This window comes from Veillonella sp. CNR 79/14 (genome assembly GCF_003992185.1).
Classification (GTDB): Bacteria; Bacillota; Negativicutes; order Veillonellales; family Veillonellaceae; genus F0422.
Map to the genome: position 1 here is coordinate 1 of NZ_RQVH01000017.1, position 18,357 is coordinate 18,357.

At 39.2% G+C, this 18,357-nt stretch carries 17 protein-coding genes and 1 riboswitch; of the genes, 16 read left to right on the forward strand and 1 reads right to left on the reverse strand.

Annotated elements, in window-relative coordinates; translation table 11 throughout:
- The first annotated feature begins 386 nt into the window (after positions 1 to 386).
- The 13 genes from EO119_RS06190 (at position 387) to alr (ending at position 12,429) form a co-directional block, all read left to right on the forward strand.
- Positions 387 to 1,895 carry an acetyl-CoA hydrolase/transferase family protein gene (locus tag EO119_RS06190; RefSeq protein ID WP_009352985.1) on the forward strand — a complete coding sequence of 503 codons (1,509 nt, stop codon included), beginning with the start codon at positions 387 to 389 and terminating at the stop codon, positions 1,893 to 1,895.
- A 21-nt stretch (positions 1,896 to 1,916) separates the two neighbouring features.
- Entirely contained in the window at positions 1,917 to 3,563 is a 1,647-nt protein-coding gene (locus EO119_RS06195) for a methylmalonyl-CoA mutase (RefSeq protein ID WP_126941051.1), read from the forward strand.
- Positions 3,564 to 3,593: 30 nt separating this feature from the next.
- Entirely contained in the window at positions 3,594 to 3,989 is a 396-nt protein-coding gene (locus EO119_RS06200) for a cobalamin B12-binding domain-containing protein (RefSeq protein ID WP_009352817.1), read from the forward strand.
- 68 nt (positions 3,990 to 4,057) lie between these two features.
- Positions 4,058 to 4,999 (forward strand): methylmalonyl Co-A mutase-associated GTPase MeaB, encoded by a 942-nt coding sequence (gene meaB / locus EO119_RS06205; RefSeq protein WP_062401068.1) that lies wholly within the window; start codon positions 4,058 to 4,060, stop codon positions 4,997 to 4,999.
- Between the two features lie 101 nt (positions 5,000 to 5,100).
- A complete protein-coding gene (gene mce / locus EO119_RS06210) occupies positions 5,101 to 5,523 on the forward strand; it encodes a methylmalonyl-CoA epimerase (RefSeq protein ID WP_009352819.1) in 423 nt (140 codons plus the stop codon).
- A gap of 36 nt (positions 5,524 to 5,559) precedes the next feature.
- On the forward strand, positions 5,560 to 7,089 hold the full coding sequence (locus tag EO119_RS06215; protein ID WP_062401066.1) for a carboxyl transferase domain-containing protein: 1,530 nt from the start codon (positions 5,560 to 5,562) through the stop codon (positions 7,087 to 7,089).
- 80 nt (positions 7,090 to 7,169) lie between these two features.
- The gene (locus EO119_RS06220) at positions 7,170 to 7,496 is read left to right on the forward strand and encodes an OadG family protein (protein ID WP_062401065.1); all 327 of its coding nucleotides are present in this window, start codon (positions 7,170 to 7,172) and stop codon (positions 7,494 to 7,496) included.
- Positions 7,497 to 7,512: 16 nt separating this feature from the next.
- Positions 7,513 to 7,677 carry a hypothetical protein gene (locus tag EO119_RS08125; protein WP_009352831.1) on the forward strand — a complete coding sequence of 55 codons (165 nt, stop codon included), beginning with the start codon at positions 7,513 to 7,515 and terminating at the stop codon, positions 7,675 to 7,677.
- 59 nt (positions 7,678 to 7,736) lie between these two features.
- Complete coding sequence (locus EO119_RS06225) at positions 7,737 to 8,132, forward strand: biotin/lipoyl-containing protein (protein ID WP_126941052.1); 396 nt, start codon at positions 7,737 to 7,739, stop codon at positions 8,130 to 8,132.
- Between the two features lie 56 nt (positions 8,133 to 8,188).
- Positions 8,189 to 9,304 (forward strand): sodium ion-translocating decarboxylase subunit beta, encoded by a 1,116-nt coding sequence (locus EO119_RS06230; protein WP_009352994.1) that lies wholly within the window; start codon positions 8,189 to 8,191, stop codon positions 9,302 to 9,304.
- A gap of 143 nt (positions 9,305 to 9,447) precedes the next feature.
- Positions 9,448 to 9,711 (forward strand): hypothetical protein, encoded by a 264-nt coding sequence (locus EO119_RS06235; protein WP_009352887.1) that lies wholly within the window; start codon positions 9,448 to 9,450, stop codon positions 9,709 to 9,711.
- Between the two features lie 51 nt (positions 9,712 to 9,762).
- Positions 9,763 to 11,058, forward strand: coding sequence for an SLC13 family permease (locus EO119_RS06240; protein WP_126941053.1), 1,296 nt, complete (start codon positions 9,763 to 9,765; stop codon positions 11,056 to 11,058).
- Between the two features lie 261 nt (positions 11,059 to 11,319).
- The gene (gene alr / locus EO119_RS06245) at positions 11,320 to 12,429 is read left to right on the forward strand and encodes an alanine racemase (protein WP_126941054.1); all 1,110 of its coding nucleotides are present in this window, start codon (positions 11,320 to 11,322) and stop codon (positions 12,427 to 12,429) included.
- 211 nt (positions 12,430 to 12,640) lie between these two features.
- Here the strand turns inward: alr and metF are convergent, their stop codons facing one another.
- The gene (metF, locus tag EO119_RS06250) at positions 12,641 to 13,522 is read right to left on the reverse strand and encodes a methylenetetrahydrofolate reductase [NAD(P)H] (protein WP_126941055.1); all 882 of its coding nucleotides are present in this window, start codon (positions 13,520 to 13,522) and stop codon (positions 12,641 to 12,643) included.
- A gap of 346 nt (positions 13,523 to 13,868) precedes the next feature.
- Here metF and EO119_RS06255 point away from each other — a divergent pair, with 346 nt between their 5' ends.
- The 3 genes from EO119_RS06255 (at position 13,869) to EO119_RS06265 (ending at position 17,618) form a co-directional block, all read left to right on the forward strand.
- Positions 13,869 to 15,029 (forward strand): M20 family metallopeptidase, encoded by a 1,161-nt coding sequence (locus EO119_RS06255; RefSeq protein WP_126941056.1) that lies wholly within the window; start codon positions 13,869 to 13,871, stop codon positions 15,027 to 15,029.
- 34 nt (positions 15,030 to 15,063) lie between these two features.
- Positions 15,064 to 16,425: a C4-dicarboxylate transporter DcuC gene (gene dcuC, locus EO119_RS06260; protein ID WP_126941057.1), complete on the forward strand. Its 1,362-nt coding sequence runs from the start codon at positions 15,064 to 15,066 to the stop codon at positions 16,423 to 16,425.
- A 257-nt stretch (positions 16,426 to 16,682) separates the two neighbouring features.
- The gene (locus EO119_RS06265) at positions 16,683 to 17,618 is read left to right on the forward strand and encodes a LysR family transcriptional regulator (protein WP_126941058.1); all 936 of its coding nucleotides are present in this window, start codon (positions 16,683 to 16,685) and stop codon (positions 17,616 to 17,618) included.
- A 276-nt stretch (positions 17,619 to 17,894) separates the two neighbouring features.
- A riboswitch (cobalamin riboswitch) is annotated at positions 17,895 to 18,071 on the forward strand.
- Positions 18,072 to 18,357 lie beyond the last annotated feature (286 nt).

The window sequence follows — 18,357 nt, forward strand, 5'->3', positions numbered from 1 at the left end:
GTTATGAATAATATAACACGTAGAAATGCATAAACATAAATAGAGTGTATGCATAAGAGTTGAAATATCGAAAAAAGTTGTACTACACCAACATTTATAGATATAGGTAGTTAAAGGGTATAACAAAAAGTTATACTCGCATTGGATTTATCTGTTCTGTATGCCTATTATGCATATATTTGCATATATGGTTGACAATAATAAGAAAAATGAGTAGTATTTATGAGAATTAACAAATGTCACACTTTGAGTAGATATTTAATCTTATATTTCTATAACAGTTTTGTAAGTAAGAAATTTCTTTCATAATAGAAATAAAAGAATTGAATGTATAGTGTGATTGTTAGATAGCTGAATAAGTCATTCAAACTAAAGGAGATGGTAGTATGATCGACATTTTAGATCGCGTGCAAGGCGCAGCGTTGCAAGCAAAAATTACTACAGCAGAAGAAGCAGCTAAATTGATTAATCCAGGAGACCATGTAGGTATCAGTGGTTTTACACCATCTGGTTACCCTAAAGCAGTGCCATTGGCTCTAGCAAAACGCATGGAATCAGATCCTTTCCAAATTGATCTTTGGACTGGTGCATCAGTTGGTGATGAAGCAGACGGAGCGTTAACTCGTGTAAACGGTATTCGTCGTCGTTTCCCATATCAAACAAATAACGATACTCGTAAAGCTTTAAATAGCCAAAAAATTCGTTATATTGATATGCACCTTAGCCAAATGGCTCAACAAATCCGGTATGGTTTCTTCGGTGACACTGACGTAGCTATCATTGAAGCGGTTTGCATCCGTGAAGATGGTGGTATCGTTCCTAGTACATCCGTTGGTAACTCTCCAACATTTGTTAGCCAAGCTAAAAAAGTTATCGTAGAAGTGAACGTATCTCAACCAATGTCTTTGGTAGGTATGCACGATATCTATGAACCACAAGATCCTCCATACCGTGAGCCATTCCCAATCAAAGCGGCTGGCGATCGTATCGGAACAGATTACATCCCATGTGATCCTGCGAAAATCGTAGCTATCGTTCCATGTGATGTACCTGACACAACTCGTCCACTAGCACCAATCGATGATGATGCAAAAGCGATGAGTCAACATTTGATTAACTTCTTCTTAGAAGAGGTAAAAGCAGGTCGCTTACCTGAAAACTTATTGCCATTACAATCTGGCGTAGGTTCCGTAGCAAATGCTGTTGTGTCTGGCTTGGCGGAAGGTCCTTTCACAAACTTATCCATTTTCACAGAAGTTATCCAAGATGGTATGTTGGACTTAATCGATGCAGGTAAAGTAACAGATTGCTCTGGTACAGCATTATCCCCATCCCCAGATGGATTGAAACGCTTCTATGACAATATTGAAAAATACAGCAAACATATTCTCTTGCGTCCACAAGAGATTTCCAATAACCCTGGCTTAGCTCGTAGACTTGGTGTTATCACTATGAATACAGCGATTGAATTCGATATCTTCGGTAATGTAAACTCTACTCATATCATGGGTAGCAAAATGATGAATGGTATCGGTGGTTCCGGGGACTTCACTCGAAATGGTTATATCTCCATTTTCTGTACGAACTCTGTAGCAAAAGGCGGAGATATTAGCTCCATCGTTCCTTTTGTATCTCACATTGACCATACAGAACATGATGTACAAGTATTCTGTACAGAACAAGGTATTGCCGATGTTCGTGGTTTGGCTCCAATTGAAAGAGCATACAAAATCATTGAAAACTGTGCTCACCCAGACTACAAACAAGAATTACTTAACTACCTCGAAAGAGCTATTGAAAAGACAAATGGCGCCCATACACCTATCTTATTAGATGAAGCTCTTTCTTGGCATAAACGCTTCACTGAAACAGGAAGCATGAAAAAACAAGGTTAATTTTATAGGAGGATGATGAACATGGCTAATGACAACTTAAAAGCCAAACTTGCTGAATATGATGCAGCGTACGCTAAAAACTGTGAGAAAGTACCTGCTCGTCAAAACTTACCAGAACAACCGGTATACACACCGCTTGATTTAGAAGGTTTTGATTATGAACGTGATCTTGGATTCCCAGGATTCTATCCTTACACTCGTGGTGTGCAACCTACTATGTACCGTGGCCGTTTCTGGACAATGCGTATGTATGCTGGTTTCGCAACTGCTGAAGAGTCCAACAAACGTTATCGTTACTTAATCGAGTCCGGTGCAACAGGTCTTTCTTGCGCATTCGACTTACCAACACAAATCGGTTATGACTCTGACGACGCTATGGCTGAAGGCGAAGTTGGTAAAGTAGGTGTTGCGATTGACTCCTTAAAAGATATGGAAATCTTGTTCCAAGGTATCGACTTAGGTAAAGTTTCCACTTCTATGACAATCAACGCTCCTGCATCTGTACTTCTTGCTATGTACATTGCAGTTGCTGAAAAACAAGGTGTACCTTCCACTGAACTTCGCGGTACAATTCAAAATGATATTTTGAAAGAGTACGCAGCTCGCGGAACTTACATCTTCCCTCCAAAACCATCCATGCGTTTGATCACTAATATTTTCGAATATTGCTCTCAATATGTGCCAAAATGGAATACTATCTCCATCTCCGGTTACCATATTCGTGAAGCTGGTTCCACTGCTGCGCAAGAAATCGCTTTCACAATTGCTGATGGTATTGCATACATCGAAGCAGCTCTTAAAGCTGGCTTGGAAGTTGACGATTTTGCAGGTCGTTTATCCTTCTTCTGGAACGCACACAACAACGTATTAGAAGAAGTTGCGAAATTCCGTGCATCCCGTCGTCTATGGGCACATATCTTGAAAGAACGTTTTGGTGCTAAAAAACCTAAATCTATGATGTTACGTGTACATACTCAAACAGCTGGTTCTATGTTGACTGCACAACAAGTTGACAACAACATCGTTCGTGTTGCTCTTCAAACTGCAGCTGCTGTAATGGGTGGTACTCAATCCTTACATACTAACTCTCGTGACGAAGCATTAGCTCTTCCAACTGAAGCATCTGTACAAATCGCTCTTCGTACTCAACAAATCGTTGCTTACGAATCCGGTTTAGCTGACGTAGTTGACCCATTGGGTGGTTCTTACTATGTAGAAGCTATGACTAATGCTATCTATGAAGAAGCTAAAGCATACATCCAAAAAATCGATGAAATGGGTGGCGCTGTTGAAGCTATCGAAAAAGGTTACATCCAAAAAGAAATCCAAGAGTCTGCTTATAAATGGCAAATGGAAGTGGAATCTGGCCTGCGTACAATCGTAGGTGTTAACAAATTCCAAGTTGAGGAAAAACCAGTTGAAGGTCTTCTTCGCATCGATGCTTCTGTAGGTATCAACCAATCCAAGAAAACACAACAAGTTCGTGCAGACCGTGATCAAGCAGCAGTTGATGCAGCATTAGCAGCATTAAAAGCTGGTGCAGAAGATGAATCTGTAAACTTGATGCCATTAATCTTGGCTGCCGTTAAAACATATGCTACATTAGGTGAAATTTGTAACGTATTGCGCGGCGTATTCGGTGAATACCAAGCTCATTCCACACTATAATTAATCGAACCTATTTGGAGGTATAACATCATGGCAGAAAAACGTATCAGAGTAATCGTAGCAAAACCAGGTCTTGATGGTCATGACCGTGGTGCAAAAGTAGTAGCACGCGCACTTCGCGATGCTGGTTTCGAAGTTATCTACACAGGTCTTCGTCAAACTCCAGAACAAATCGTTGAAGCTGCTCTTTCTGAAGACGTTAACGTAGTTGCGTTATCTCTTCTTTCTGGCGCGCACAACACATTGTTCCCTAAAATCGTTGAAATGCTTAAAGAAAAAGGCATGGGCGATGTATTAGTAGTTGGTGGTGGCGTTATTCCTGACGCTGATATCCCTGGCTTAAAAGAAGCTGGCGTATCCGCAGTATTCACACCAGGCACTCCAACAGCTGATGTAATTGAATTCATCAAAGCTAACGTAAAATAATATACTTGAGCTAGGCTCGGGCATGTATGTTCGAGCCTAGACGTATATATAATTGGGACGGTGACAATATGGATTTAATCAAAGAACTATTAGAAGGTTCTCGTCTTGCTTTGGCTCGGTCCATAACGGCTGTAGAAAATGAATACGATAATGCGATCGACATTATGAAATCTATCTATCCACGTACTGGTAAGGCTCGTATCTTGGGTATCACAGGTGCTCCAGGGGCTGGTAAAAGTACATTGACAGATAAAGTGGTTAAGCATTATCTAGAACAAGGTAAGAGAATCGGCATCGTTGCTGTTGACCCAACCAGTCCATTCTCAGGTGGTGCTATTTTAGGTGACCGTATTCGGATGAATGATTTGACATTAAATGAAAATGTATTTATCCGTAGTATGGGTACACGTGGTAGCCTAGGTGGATTATCTAAAAAAACAGCAGATGTTGTTAAATTAATGGATGCATTTGGCATGGATCTTGTTATCATCGAAACCGTAGGTGTTGGACAATCCGAAGTAGATATCGTTAAAAATGCAGATACTACATTGGTTGTATTGGTACCAGGTTTAGGTGATGATATCCAAGCAATCAAAGCGGGTATTTTAGAGATTGGCGACGTATTCGCTATCAATAAAGCAGATCGCGATGGCTGTGATAAGCTTAATGTTGAAATTGAAATGATGCTAGACTTAGATTCTCGTGAACTTGATTGGAGACCACCAATTAAGAGAACTATCGCTAGTAAAGATGAAGGTGTTGATGAATTAGTGGAAGCACTAGATGAACACTTTGAATATCTTGAAGATAGTGGAGAATTAGCAGCTCGCCGTGCAGAACGTACGCATGATGAACTAGTAGCGATGATCAATGAGCAAATTATGCGTTATGTTCATGAACATGTGGTTGAAAGCGACGCTTTCAAACAAGATGTAGCAGCTGTTAATAATAGAACTAACGACCCTTATAGTGTTGTTAACTCGGTATTAGAAAAGTCCTTAAAAAGATAATAAAAAGAATGATAAAAATCTAATATCGTGGTATCATATAAGTAATCGAAAGATGACAAAAATCACTTTCGAGTTGCAGCTCATTTGAAAGGAGAGTTATTATGGCATTCAAAGTATTACAAGTAGACCACATCGGTATCGGTGTATCTGACTTAGCAGCAACAAAAGAATTTTATAAAAACGCACTTGGTATGGAACATCTACCAGAAGATGAAGTAGTTGAAGAGCAAAAAGTAAAAGTAAGCTTCTTCCCTTGCGGTGATGCTGAACTTGAGTTCTTAGAATCTACAACTCCAGATGGCCCTATCGGTCGTTTCATCGAAAAAAATGGTGGCCGTAATGGTATCCAACACGTAGCACTTCGCGTTGATGACATCAAAGCAGCGATTGCTGACTTAAAAGCAAAAGGTGTTCAATTAATCGACGAAGAACCTCGCTATGGTGCTGGTGGATCTGCAATTGCATTCCTTCATCCAAAAGCTACTGGCGGTGTTTTATTAGAACTTTGCCAACGTATGAAATAATAAACTATATCCGTAATTATTCTATGGAGGTGTAAAATGGCAACGGTTCAGGAAAAAATTGAATTATTGCACAAAAAGCTGTCCACTGTTAAACAAGGTGGCGGTGAAAAACGCGTAGAAAAACAACATGCGAGCGGTAAATATACAGCTCGTGAACGTATTGAAAAATTATTCGACGAAAATAGCTTTGTTGAATTAGATCAATTCGTTAAACATCGTTGTGTGAACTTCGGTCAAGAGAAAAAAGAATTACCAGGTGAAGGCGTAGTGACTGGTTACGGTACTATCGACGGACGTTTGGTATTTGCTTTTGCTCAAGATTTTACAGTAGAAGGTGGTTCCCTTGGGGAAATGCATGCTGCTAAAATAGTTAAAGCACAACGTATGGCAATGAAAATGGGCGCTCCTATTATCGGCATTAATGACTCCGGTGGAGCTCGTATTCAAGAAGCAGTAGACGCATTAGCTGGCTACGGTAAAATCTTCTTTGAAAACACTAACGCTTCTGGCGTTATCCCACAAATTTCTGTTATCATGGGACCATGTGCAGGTGGTGCGGTATACTCTCCAGCATTGACTGACTTCATTTACATGGTTAAACACACATCTCAAATGTTCATCACTGGTCCAGCAGTTATTAAATCTGTAACAGCAGAAGAAGTAACAGCAGAAGATCTTGGTGGTGCAATGGCTCATAACAGTGTATCTGGTGTAGCTCACTTTGCAACAGAAAATGAAGATGATTGCTTAGCACAAATTCGTTACTTGTTGAGCTTCTTACCAAGCAACAATATGGAAGATACTCCATTAGTTGACACTGGTGATGACCCAGCTCGTGAAGATGAAGGTTTAAATACTTTACTTCCAGATAATCCAAATATGCCTTACGACATGTTTGATGTGATTCGTGCAACAGTAGATAATGGTGAATACTATGAAGTACAACCACACTACGCACAAAATATCATTACATGTTTCGCACGTTTTGCTGGACAAAGCGTAGGTATCATTGCTAACCAACCACGTGTAATGGCAGGTTGCTTAGATATCAATGCATCTGACAAATCTTCCCGCTTTATCCGTTTCTGCGATGCTTTCAATATCCCTGTTGTAAACTTCGTTGACGTACCGGGCTTCCTACCGGGCACAAACCAAGAATGGGGCGGCATCATTCGTCACGGTGCGAAAATGTTATATGCTTACTCTGAAGCAACAGTACCTAAAATTACTGTTATCACTCGTAAAGCATATGGTGGATCTTACCTTGCAATGTGTTCCCAAGATTTGGGTGCAGACCAAGTGTATGCATGGCCTACATCTGAAATTGCTGTAATGGGACCTGCTGGTGCAGCGAACATCATTTTCAAACGCGATGAAGATAAAGATGAAAAAACAGCTAAATACGTAGAAGAGTTTGCAACTCCATACAAAGCTGCTGAACGTGGATTCGTTGACGTGGTAATTGAACCTAAACATACTCGACCTGCTATCATCAATGCATTAGCAATGTTGGCAAGTAAACGCGAAACCCGTGCTCCGAAAAAACACGGTAATATCCCTCTATAAACTATTTCCTAGAGGCATACTACACACTTTGCTTCTTGCATGATTCTACTATCATGGTTCTCTATTAATGAGGTGAAAGTATGACAGATAATCCGTGGCTAATTATGGCCATCAATATGACAATTGTATTCGCCGTTCTAATTTTGTTAGGCGTGCTTATGCATATTATTTATCTAGTAGATCCTACAAAAAAAAAGTCAACTAAGGCTGAGGTAGCAGAGGTACCATCAGCCACAGCTCCTAGTGTGGCAAGTACCACAACAAAACATGATGAAGTGGTTGCAGCCATTGTGGCAGCAGTATGTGCGATGGGATATTCCAAATCACAAATTGCTTCCGTAAGACCGATTGTGAGCACAGGTTGGAAATTGGACGGTAGACTGCTAGGTAGGAATGTAACCAGATAGTTTGGAGGAGAACTTAATGAATAAGACTACCAACGCACAAGCTGCAAACAAAGAAACAGAAGTTGTAGCAGCTATTGTCAGTGCTATCGTTGCTATGGGCTATTCGCAAAATCAAATTGCATCCATTCGCCCAGTAGTGTCTAATTCTTGGCGACTAGCTAGTCGTTTACAGGCCCTATAAGCTAATCTAAGCTTATGAAAAAGTTTCATTACAAATAGGTAATTCAGGAGGAAGTTATAATGAAAAAGTTCAATGTTACAGTAAACGGTACAGTTTATGAAGTAGAAGTTAATGAAGTTGGCGGTGCAGCTCCAGTAGCAGCAGCTCCTAAAGCAGCAGCTCCAGCTCCTAAAGCAGCTCCAGCAGCAGCTCCAGCAGCAGCTCCAGCTCCAGCAGCGGCAGCGGCTCCAGTTCCAGCAGGCGCAGAAACAGTAAAATGCCCAATGCCAGGTAAAATCTTATCCGTAGCAGTTACAGCTGGTCAAGCAGTTAAAAAAGGCGATCTTCTTTGCATCTTAGAAGCTATGAAAATGCAAAACGAAATCTATGCTCCACATGATGCAACAGTAGCTGAAGTTCGCGTAGCAGCTAACCAAACTGTAGCAACTGGCGACGCTTTAGTTGTTTTAGGCTAATCTTAGCTTTATATTGCTTAAACTAAACCCTTCTATTTCTTAAGGAGGAACTCCATATGGACGCTTTTCTTGTTGCACTCAACTCTGTTTGGGTGGATAGTGGTTTTATTAGTTTCACAATGGGTCATGGTATCATGATCCTTGTAGGAATTATCTTATTGTATTTAGCTTTTGCGAAAGGCTTTGAACCTCTATTGTTGAGTCCAATCGCATTTGGATGTATTTTGGCTAATATTCCTAATAATGGTTTCCATGAAGGCGTTATGAACCTCATTGGATTAGGGATTAAATACGAAATTTTCCCACCTCTTATCTTCCTAGGGGTAGGTGCTATGACTGACTTCGGTCCACTCATTGCAAATCCTAAAACATTATTATTAGGCGCAGCAGCTCAAATCGGCGTATTCGTGGCTCTTGGTGGAGCGATGATGGTTGGATTTACTGCGAAACAAGCAGCAGCTATCGGTATCATCGGTGGTGCTGATGGTCCTACATCCATTTACTTAGCTTCAAAATTAGCTCCTGAGTTATTAGGTGCTATCGCAGTAGCGGCATATTCCTATATGTCTCTTGTACCATTGATTCAACCTCCGGTTATGAAGTTATTTACAACTCAAAAAGACCGTGAAATCGTAATGGAACAATTGCGTGAAGTAACTCGTTTTGAAAAAGTTGTTTTCCCAGTAGTAGCGACAATTTCCATTTCCTTGTTGTTACCACCGATCACTTCTTTATTAGGCATGTTGATGCTTGGTAACTTATTCCGTGAATCTGGTGTAACAGCTCGTTTGGCAGATACTTCTGAAAACGCTTTAATTAACACAGTAACAATCTTCTTAGCTACTGGTACAGGTCTTACAATGACAGCAGACAGTTTCTTAAATTTAGAAACCATTAAAATTATCGTATTAGGTTTAGTTGCCTTCATCGGTGGTACCGCTGGTGGTGTTATCTTCGGTAAATTAATGTGCTGGGCAGACGGTGGTAAAACAAACCCATTGATCGGTTCTGCTGGTGTATCTGCGGTGCCAATGGCAGCCCGCGTATCGCAAGTAGTGGGTTCACAGGCAAACCCTTCGAACTTCCTATTAATGCATGCGATGGGGCCAAATGTAGCAGGTGTTATCGGTACAGCTGTAGCAGCTGGTACGATGCTTGCTATGATGAAATAATTTGTAACAGTGTCTAGGCAATCCGCCTAAAAGGGTTGCCTAGGCTATTACAGATACTTTTATGATGAACTATATAGTTTGTCTTAAAGCGCTTTAGAAATACTCAGACTTTTTTCACTTTTATTATGTATGAGGTGACGCCTATGATATTATCAGACGAAGGAAAGGTTTTTGCTTGTATTTGTATTGCGCTTTTTATTTTTATCATCACCGCACTCCTATTAGGTGAAGAGCGAAAATCTAAATGGTTTCAAAAACGAAAAACATATAGCTTTTTTCTCCGCCGTGGCCTACTTGGAGAGTGGCTACATTTTGGATACCCTTGTACAGCAGAAGGGTATGGAGTAGCGGCGATTATGTTATTTCTTATTGGCCTATCTTCCTATATTATATACGCTTTTTTTTAAAGCGTTTTGCGGCTAATAAGGAATGTATCCCTTAGGGAGGAGTTGATTCTTATGGATCCGGCTGTACAAACCTTAATTGTCCTTGGTGTAATGGCGTTATTATTTGTAACAGAAATTATTCCACTTGCAATTACGTCTATCGGTGGTGCTATGGCACTTGGTTTATTAGGTGTAATTCCAATGAAACAAGTATTTAGTGGTTTATCTGATAGTACAGTAGTTTTATTCGCAGGTATGTTTATTATTGGTGCTGCATTATTCCATACTGGTTTAGCACAAAAAATTGGTATTTCCGTTGTTAATAAAGCAGGTAAAAGTGAAAATGGTCTTATGATTGCTTTGATGCTTGTAACAGCAGGTATGTCCTCTGTGCTTTCTAACACAGGTACGGCAGCAGCGTTATTGCCAGTAGTTATTGGTATTTGTGCATCTGCTAAAATCCCAGCGTCCCGTCAATTGATGCCTATGGCATTTGCAGCAGGGATTGGTGGTATCATCACTTTAGTAGGCACACCTCCTAACATCATCATCAATGGTGCATTAGGCCAAGCTAAACTACCTCAATTCGGTTTCTTTGAATTTGCATGGATTGGTATTCCTTTAACAGTTGCATTTATGATCTACATGGTAACAATTGGTAAACATTTTTTACCTAAACATGATGGTAATGCAGATGCTGAAGTAGAACAAGAAGTAGATGCTAGTGAAATTTCTAATGATCCTAAAAAAATGTGGTACTCTGGTATCATTTTATTAGGTGTTGTATTATTCATGGCATTGTCTGATCCATTGAAAAGTATTGGTATTAATGTTCCACTTCACTTAGCAGCTATCGTTGGTGCTATCTTAGCCGTACTAGCTGGTTGCTTGAAAGAAAAACAAGCGTATCAATCTATAGACTGGGTAACTATTTTCTTATTTGCTGGTATGATGCCAGTAGCAGCGGCTATGAATGATTCTGGGGCTGGTAAAATGATTGCTCATGCAGTAGTAAGCATTATGGGTGATAACCCAAGCCCTTACTTTGCAACAGCTGTATTATTTATCTTATCTTGTGTATTGACACAATTTATGTCCAATACAGCATCTTGCGCATTGTTAGCACCAATTGGTATCTCCATTGCTCAAGCAATGGGTGCAAGCCCTCATGCAGTACTTATGGCGATTGGCGTTGCTGCATCTTGCGCATTTGCTACACCAGTAGGTACACCACCTAATACAATCGTATTAACACCTGGTAATTACAAATTTATGGACTATGTGAAAGCAGGTACTCCATTAATCCTGGTTTGCTTCATCGTAAGTCTTATCGTGATTCCAATGGTATGGCCTTTCAATATGCCATAATGTAACATACTTTACTTAGGTATAATGCAAAATTAAATAGGTAATAGATAAGGACTGACGCAGAATCTTGTTTGTAAGATTTTGTAGTCAGTCCTTTTTATGAAAGGTATTAAAAGAAATATTCTAAAAGGATTGCATATACTTTTATAGCATGGTACATTAGTAATGCAAATAATCATTTAGAATAGTTAGGAGCTATTATAATAGTTTAATAAATAGTAGTTAATACTAGGTTTTATATACTAATAAGAAGGTGAATGTGTGAGACCTACATATGTAGAAATTGATACAGCACAAATACGAAGTAATTTACGAAAAATTAAGGATTGTTTACCAGAGTGGTGCACGAGTACTGCGGTGGTGAAAGCAAATGCGTATGGACATGGTAGTGTTATGGTAGGACGTATTGCCGTAGAGGAAGGGTATGAGTCGCTAGCCGTAGCTTTTCCAGAAGAGGCGATTCCTTTGCGCGAGGCAGGTATAACGGTACCTATTTATCTATTAGGTCTGACGTTGCCCCAATCCTTTGATTTAGTGATAGAAGGGCATTCTAGACCTGCTATTTGTGAATCCACAGATTTAGAAGCGTTGAATGAATGTGCTCGTCGACATGAAACAATTGTAGAGTGCGCTATTGCTGTAGATACAGGTATGCATCGTATCGGTAGTAAGCCAGAGGATGTATTAGCATTTTTAGAAACTGTAGAATCTTATGAATATTTACGAGTAGATGGATTTTTTACACACCTAGCCAATGGCGATGCTGCGGATCAAACTCATGCCAATCAACAAGTACAACAATTTCGAGATGTGGTGGAGTTAATTCGTGCCAATCGTACTGAGGATTATCGCTTTTCTTTAGCCAATAGTGCTGGATTGTTGGCAGTAAGAGATAGTTTATTTAACGATGCTCGACCAGGTATTATTCAATATGGCATTATGCCTTCCATGGATGTGCCTAATCGATTGGGATTGAAACCAGCTTTGAGTTTATATAGTAAGGTAGTACATGTACAACATTTACCCAAAGGGTCATCTATCGGTTATGGAAGTACCTATACAACGATGGCTGAGGAAACGATCGCTACTATACCTGTGGGTTATGCCGATGGATATCCTAGAGCGTTGTCTAATAAAGGCTCTGTGCTTATCCATGGTACACGCTGTCCTATAGTAGGGCGTATCTGTATGGACCAATTTATGGTGAAAGTACCAAGTCATATTACCGTAGCTCCAGGAGATGCTGTTGTGCTATTAGGACAACAAGGACAAGAGAGTATTACAGCCCTTGAATTGGCTTATTTGGTTGGGACCATTCCTTATGAAATATTCTGTAATTTCTCAGAACGGGTGCCAAGACATTATATTTAGAGGCTATCTTGTTACACCCCCTTTTACTAGAGATATGTTGTTACACTCTCCTTTGAGCAATATAACTATAAATGTAACTACAATGATAAGATTAAGATGAATAAAAAGAATGCTCTACTTAGGTTCTCTTTGAGAGAGGTACTAGGTAGAGCATTTTTATTGTAATTTGTATGTATACTATACGTATTGTAGGCTATATAGAGTTTCTTATTTATTGGTTTTCATATATGGGAGAGCTAAATAAAGAACGTGCTGCATTTTCGATATATAAGGCTGTATTAGATTGGTTCATTGTGTATAGATGAATACCAGATACGCCTTCTGTTACAAGGTCTACGATTTGATTTAAGGCGTAAGCAAGGCCAGCATCACGAAGGGCGATTGGATCATGCTCATATTTGTCTAAAATAGCTTTAAATTTGCGTGGAATAGAGGTAGCATTACTTGTTAATAGACGCAAAGCTTGGTTGCGGTTGATGATAGGCATTACTCCGGCTAAGATTGGTACATCAATACCTGCTAAGGCGCATTTTTCTTGGAAATCGTAGAATACATTGTTATCTAAGAAAAATTGTGTGACTAATAGTTCACAGCCCGCATCTACTTTTTCTTTTAGAAATTTAATGTCCTGTAATTGATTGGGTGAGTCTGGATGTACTTCTGGATAGCAAGCGCCAGAAATTTGAAAATGCGGAGCATAGTCTTTTACAAAATGTACGAGTTCTGAAGCATATTTGAAGTCTCCTACTGGTGGTAGGTCTTCTAAAATATCACCACGAAGTGCCAGTAGCTTATGGATACCTAGTTGATCTAATTGATCAATAACGGAGCGCACTTGCTCTTTAGATAAATAAATAGCTGGTAAATGAGCTTTTGTAGGGATATGCAATGTATTTTGCACATAGTTGGATAACTTTATGGTTGTTTCTTCAATATTGCGTTGTTTATTACTGCAGGTAACAGAGATGAACTCTGGTTTTAAACTTTTTAATTCGTCTAAGACCGTAATGATTTTTTCATCGCCTACTTGTGTGTTAGGAGGGAATATTTCGTAAGATAATGTTGGTCGTTTTTGTTGTATAGTTTCGCTCATGGCTGGTTCCTTTCATATCAGTAAAACATGTTCTTATGATACCAATTTTTTTCTATATAGACCAATTCTTAATATATATAGTTTGTTATAGGTAAAAGCTATAGAATGAAATGTAATGAAAATTAGAATCTAGTGATATGCATATGAAATTAGCATAGAGAAAACAGGAGAATCGTATGCTATATGTATTGGAACTTTCATTAGAAATCTATATAATAGTAGTATTCGGAATACTGCTATTGCTAGTTAGTTATAGTAGGACTTTCAGAAGAAGAGAAAAATGAGGGAATGTAATTCCTGTAGTCATAGAGTTGTGCATGTCTATTGTGCAAGAAAGGAGAAAGTGATGAGTCAATTACTAGAAGAAATTGAATCCTTGCGAGGATCCATGAAAACATTAAATGATTTTTTCTTCGACCATCCAGAACTAGGGAATGAAGAGTTTTTAGCCCATGGTAAATTAACAGATTTACTGGAAAGTGAAGGGTTTACTGTAGACCGTGAAGTGAGTGGTTTACAAACCGCATTTCGTGCTGTGTACCATGTGCAAGGAGGAGGACCGAAAATTGGGCTTCTCTGCGAATATGATGCCTTAGAAGGTTTGGGTCATGCTTGTGGGCATAATCTGCAAGGGCCTTCCATCTGTGCAGCAGCTATTGGTTTACGTCGTACCTTGCAAGTGCCAGCTACATTGGTGGTGTATGGGACACCAGCAGAGGAAACGGCATCTGGTAAATTGGTGATGGCAAAAGAAGGCGTTTTTGACGATTTAGACGTGGCTTTCATGATGCACGGCAGTGATTCTACCACGGTAGATGGCAAGTCCTTAGCGCTTAACTTGGTAAATATTAAATTCCATGGCAAATCGGCTCATGCAGCGATTGCTCCAGAAAAAGGCATCAGTGCTTTGGATGCAGTGTTGTTATTCTTTAATGGCATGGAATATCTTCGAGAACATGTGCCTACAGAAGTACGTATGCATGGGATTATTACAGATGGTGGTAAGGCAGCGAATATCGTGCCAGATTATGCGTGTACACAGTGGTATATTCGTTCCTCTAGTCGCATTCGTTTAGATGAAGTGGTGGAGCGCGTGAAACAAGTGGCTCAAGGGGCAGCCTTGCAAGTGGGAGCTACTATGGAATGGGATGAAGTAAAAGCCTATGATAACAAGGTCAATGTGCAAAGCTTAAATGATTTACTCTTAAAGAATGCGGAAATCGTAGGTGCTCCAGATATTTCAGAACCGAGAAAGGTAACTGGTTCTACTGACTTTTCCAGTGTTACGTTCCGCGTACCAGGAGCTTGTTTACGGGTTAAATTTGTAGGTAGAGGTGTGACTAGTCATTCTCAAGAATGGTTAGATAATGGGAAAACTCAATTAGCAGAGGATGCTATTATGTACGGAGCCAAGGGGATTGCTCTTACAGTAGAGGAAATTCTCACCACACCGGGCTTATTGGCTCAGATTCAAGAAGACTTTCAACGGTCGAAAGCAAATTATTAATTAGCCTATCTTCATAGGTAAAGGAGAAGTAGTTATGAATTTATTGTTGTGCGCTATCGTAATTTTAGGCGCAGGTACATTGGTGATTAAAAAGTTTAAAGCACAAACAGTATTGCTGTTAGGCGGTTTAATCATGATGCTAGGGGCGTATTTCCTTGGCTATACAACGGAGTTTGTAGATGCGAAAAAAGGAACAGGTGTGATGTTCTTTGATGCTTTTGAGTGGATTAATAATACTACTGCAAAGGATGCAGCAGGGTTGGGTCTCATGATTATGACATGTACTGGCTTTGCTAAATACATGGATCACATTGGTGCTAGCTCTCGCTTGGTTACAACTGCGATAAAACCTTTGCAAGCGATGAAAGCTCCTTATGTAGTATTATCTTTAACATTCTTATTAAATATGTTCATGTCCTTGGTAATCCCAAGCGCATCTGGTCTAGCTATGTTGATGATGGTGACCATCTTCCCTATTTTGGTGCGTTTAGGCGTAAGCCCAGTAGGGGCAGCGGCAGCGGTAGCTACTGGCCATTTGTTGGACATTGGACCAGCCTCTGCTACAAGCTTATTAGTGTCTAAAACAGTGGGCTTAGGAGTAGAAGAATACTTCGTAGGCTATCAATTGAAAGTATACATTATTTGTGGTATTGTGACAGCTATTGCGCATTACATATGGCAACAATACATGGATAAAAAATCCGGTCATGTTCCTTCCGAAGTTGTACATACAGAACTACAAGAAGAAGTAGCAGTAGGACCTCTTGCGTATTTAATATTGCCATTCTTGCCACTTGTATTTATGTTAGGATTTAGTAAATATGGTATTGCAGGCATTAAGATGAATGTTAACTTGGCTATGTTCCTAAGCTTATTCATCGCCATGATATTTGAATTGATTCGCTTGCGTGATTTCCGAAAAGTAGCTGCGTCTATTCAAACTTTCTTTAAAGGTATGGGGGACCAATTTACCAATACGGTAACGTTGATTGTAGCAGGGGAAACCTTTGCATTCGGTTTGACATCCTTAGGGATTGTGAATGAGTTTGTAGCATTCATTAAAACCTTCTCTATCCAAGCAGATATGGTGGGTGTTATCGTATCTGTGATTATCTTAGTATTGAGCATTGTTATGGGCTCTGGTGTAGCATCTATGTTTGCATTCTCACCATTAGTGCCAAATTTTGCTAAAGAATTAGGTGGTAATGCGATTACCATGCTACTAGGTATGCAAAATGCGGCCTCTGTTGGACGTTTGTTGAGCCCAATTAGTGCGGTTATGATTGCAGTAGCTGGTGTGGCAAATATTTCTAGTTTTGATTTAGTAAAACGAACTGCAGTGCCAGTATTGATTACATTCATTACCTCTACGATTTGTATTTTAATTTTCCATTAATGAGTGAAAGATGCATAAGATAGGGATTGATTATAATTCCTAAGGATTTGATAGAAATTAAATGTTGACGATGAGTGGTCTTTTATGTATTATAGTTGTACAAGACTATTACCCCCTGAGGGTGAATAATGGAATCGTTAACAACATGAAGTACCTAACGTGTAAGTATTTGTAGCTTACTCGTTAGGTTTTTCATTCCTATGAAAGTAATGACAAAAGGGTGTACTTCATGATAGATATAGAAAAGGCCAAAACAGATGAGAATACAACAATTACAATATTTAGAAAAAATTGCAGAAAAAGGATCTATTAATGAAGCGGCTAAGGAATTATATTTATCCCAACCTAGCTTATCCAATGCGGTAAAAGAACTAGAACACGAAATGGGTGTTCAACTATTGTTGCGTACTAAGTCAGGGGTAACCTTAACCCATGATGGACGCGAATTTATGATTTATGCTCGACAAGTACTAGATCAAATTCAATTATTAGAAGAGCGATATAAATCGAATACCAAACGAAAAGAACATTTCTTTATTTCGGCTCAGCATTATGCCTTTGTGGTGCATGCTTTCGTAGAGCTTATAAAAAGTGTAGATACTGATGAATATCAATTTGGTTTGCGGGAAACAGAAACACAAAATATTTTTGAAGATTTAGCTACTTTTAAAAGCGAATTGGGTATTTTGTATTTGAATAGTTTTAATCGTCAAGTGATGGAAAAGTTATTTAAAGAGTATAAATTGACATTCTACCCATTATTTGAAGCGGAACCGCATGTATTTCTGTGCCGAGAACATCCCTTGGCAAACCAAGATAAAATTACCTTGGAAGAACTAGAGGATTTCCCTTACTTATGCTATGATCAGGGAGAAGATAATTCCTTCTATTTTTCAGAGGAAATTTTAAGTACTTTGGACAGAAAAATGACTATTAAAGTATCTGACCGTGCTACTATTTTCAATTTAATGGTTGGTTTGAATGGATATACTATTAGTTCTGGTATTTTGAGCCGTGAATTAAATGATGATAAGATCATCGCCATTCCTCTAGATGTAGAAGATACGATGACTATGGGTTACTTAATGCCACATATGCTAGAGCCAAGTCCCATTGCGAAAAAATATTTAAAACTCTTGAAAGAACATATTCGTAACTATGGTTTTGAAGTCATGGAATGGAAAAAGAAATAAGCTTTTGTAATAGAATATAAGCGATAGAACAGAGGTATGCTACTGTAGGCGTACCTCTGTTTTATATTGAGAATAAATGTTGATTATACATTAAATAACTGTTAGTAATGAATAGGCGGTCTATTATGAGATAGATGCCAACCATTGCGTTAGTAAGGCTGTAAAATGCATTATAGGCATCTTATGATAACTGAAAATTATGTCAATGTGAAATATTGTTATAGTCCATAAAGGCCGTTCTATTCTTTCAGAAAACAGTTTATAATCAAGGTATAACTTTATATTCGCCTTACTGGTGCCGCAAGGCTTAATAGGGAAGCTTGGTGAAAAGCCAACACGGTCCCGCCGCTGTAAAGGGGAGCGAAACTTCATGTAGCGTCACTGGGAAACTGGGAAGGCGAAGCGTAGCGAAGATCCTGAGTCAGAAGAACTGCCGTAAGAAGCATGTCGTTAGATCCGCGAGAGACGGGTAGAGATGGTTTTGCGCTAAGTGCATACGCTAAATCATAACCTACCGTTTTCAATCGAAAACGGTTTTTCTTTTATGAATGATAGTTATATCTTTCAGTAAGAGACTAGGTAGGGTGATGAGTTATAGGGATGGGTAGGGTATACCCAGTTTCTAATTGTTTATTTTATTTTATGAGAGCTGCAACGATTACATAAGCTATTAGAATCTCTATAATGAGGCAAATCTCACTAGAAAAGTGGTTTGAGTAAGGGAACGTATGCCTATGTG

What these genes read in the sequence shown, in the direction of transcription:
- EO119_RS06190 (WP_009352985.1), top strand. Translation starts at nt 387, where the DNA reads ATGATCGACATTTTAGATCGCGTGCAAGGCGCAGCGTTGCAAGCAAAA.
- EO119_RS06195 (WP_126941051.1), top strand. Translation starts at nt 1,917, where the DNA reads ATGGCTAATGACAACTTAAAAGCCAAACTTGCTGAATATGATGCAGCG.
- EO119_RS06200 (WP_009352817.1), top strand. Translation starts at nt 3,594, where the DNA reads ATGGCAGAAAAACGTATCAGAGTAATCGTAGCAAAACCAGGTCTTGAT.
- meaB (WP_062401068.1), top strand. Translation starts at nt 4,058, where the DNA reads ATGGATTTAATCAAAGAACTATTAGAAGGTTCTCGTCTTGCTTTGGCT.
- mce (WP_009352819.1), top strand. Translation starts at nt 5,101, where the DNA reads ATGGCATTCAAAGTATTACAAGTAGACCACATCGGTATCGGTGTATCT.
- EO119_RS06215 (WP_062401066.1), top strand. Translation starts at nt 5,560, where the DNA reads ATGGCAACGGTTCAGGAAAAAATTGAATTATTGCACAAAAAGCTGTCC.
- EO119_RS06220 (WP_062401065.1), top strand. Translation starts at nt 7,170, where the DNA reads ATGACAGATAATCCGTGGCTAATTATGGCCATCAATATGACAATTGTA.
- EO119_RS08125 (WP_009352831.1), top strand. Translation starts at nt 7,513, where the DNA reads ATGAATAAGACTACCAACGCACAAGCTGCAAACAAAGAAACAGAAGTT.
- EO119_RS06225 (WP_126941052.1), top strand. Translation starts at nt 7,737, where the DNA reads ATGAAAAAGTTCAATGTTACAGTAAACGGTACAGTTTATGAAGTAGAA.
- EO119_RS06230 (WP_009352994.1), top strand. Translation starts at nt 8,189, where the DNA reads ATGGACGCTTTTCTTGTTGCACTCAACTCTGTTTGGGTGGATAGTGGT.
- EO119_RS06235 (WP_009352887.1), top strand. Translation starts at nt 9,448, where the DNA reads ATGATATTATCAGACGAAGGAAAGGTTTTTGCTTGTATTTGTATTGCG.
- EO119_RS06240 (WP_126941053.1), top strand. Translation starts at nt 9,763, where the DNA reads ATGGATCCGGCTGTACAAACCTTAATTGTCCTTGGTGTAATGGCGTTA.
- metF (WP_126941055.1), bottom strand. Translation starts at nt 13,522, where the DNA reads ATGAGCGAAACTATACAACAAAAACGACCAACATTATCTTACGAAATA.
- EO119_RS06255 (WP_126941056.1), top strand. Translation starts at nt 13,869, where the DNA reads ATGAGTCAATTACTAGAAGAAATTGAATCCTTGCGAGGATCCATGAAA.
- dcuC (WP_126941057.1), top strand. Translation starts at nt 15,064, where the DNA reads ATGAATTTATTGTTGTGCGCTATCGTAATTTTAGGCGCAGGTACATTG.
- EO119_RS06265 (WP_126941058.1), top strand. Translation starts at nt 16,683, where the DNA reads ATGAGAATACAACAATTACAATATTTAGAAAAAATTGCAGAAAAAGGA.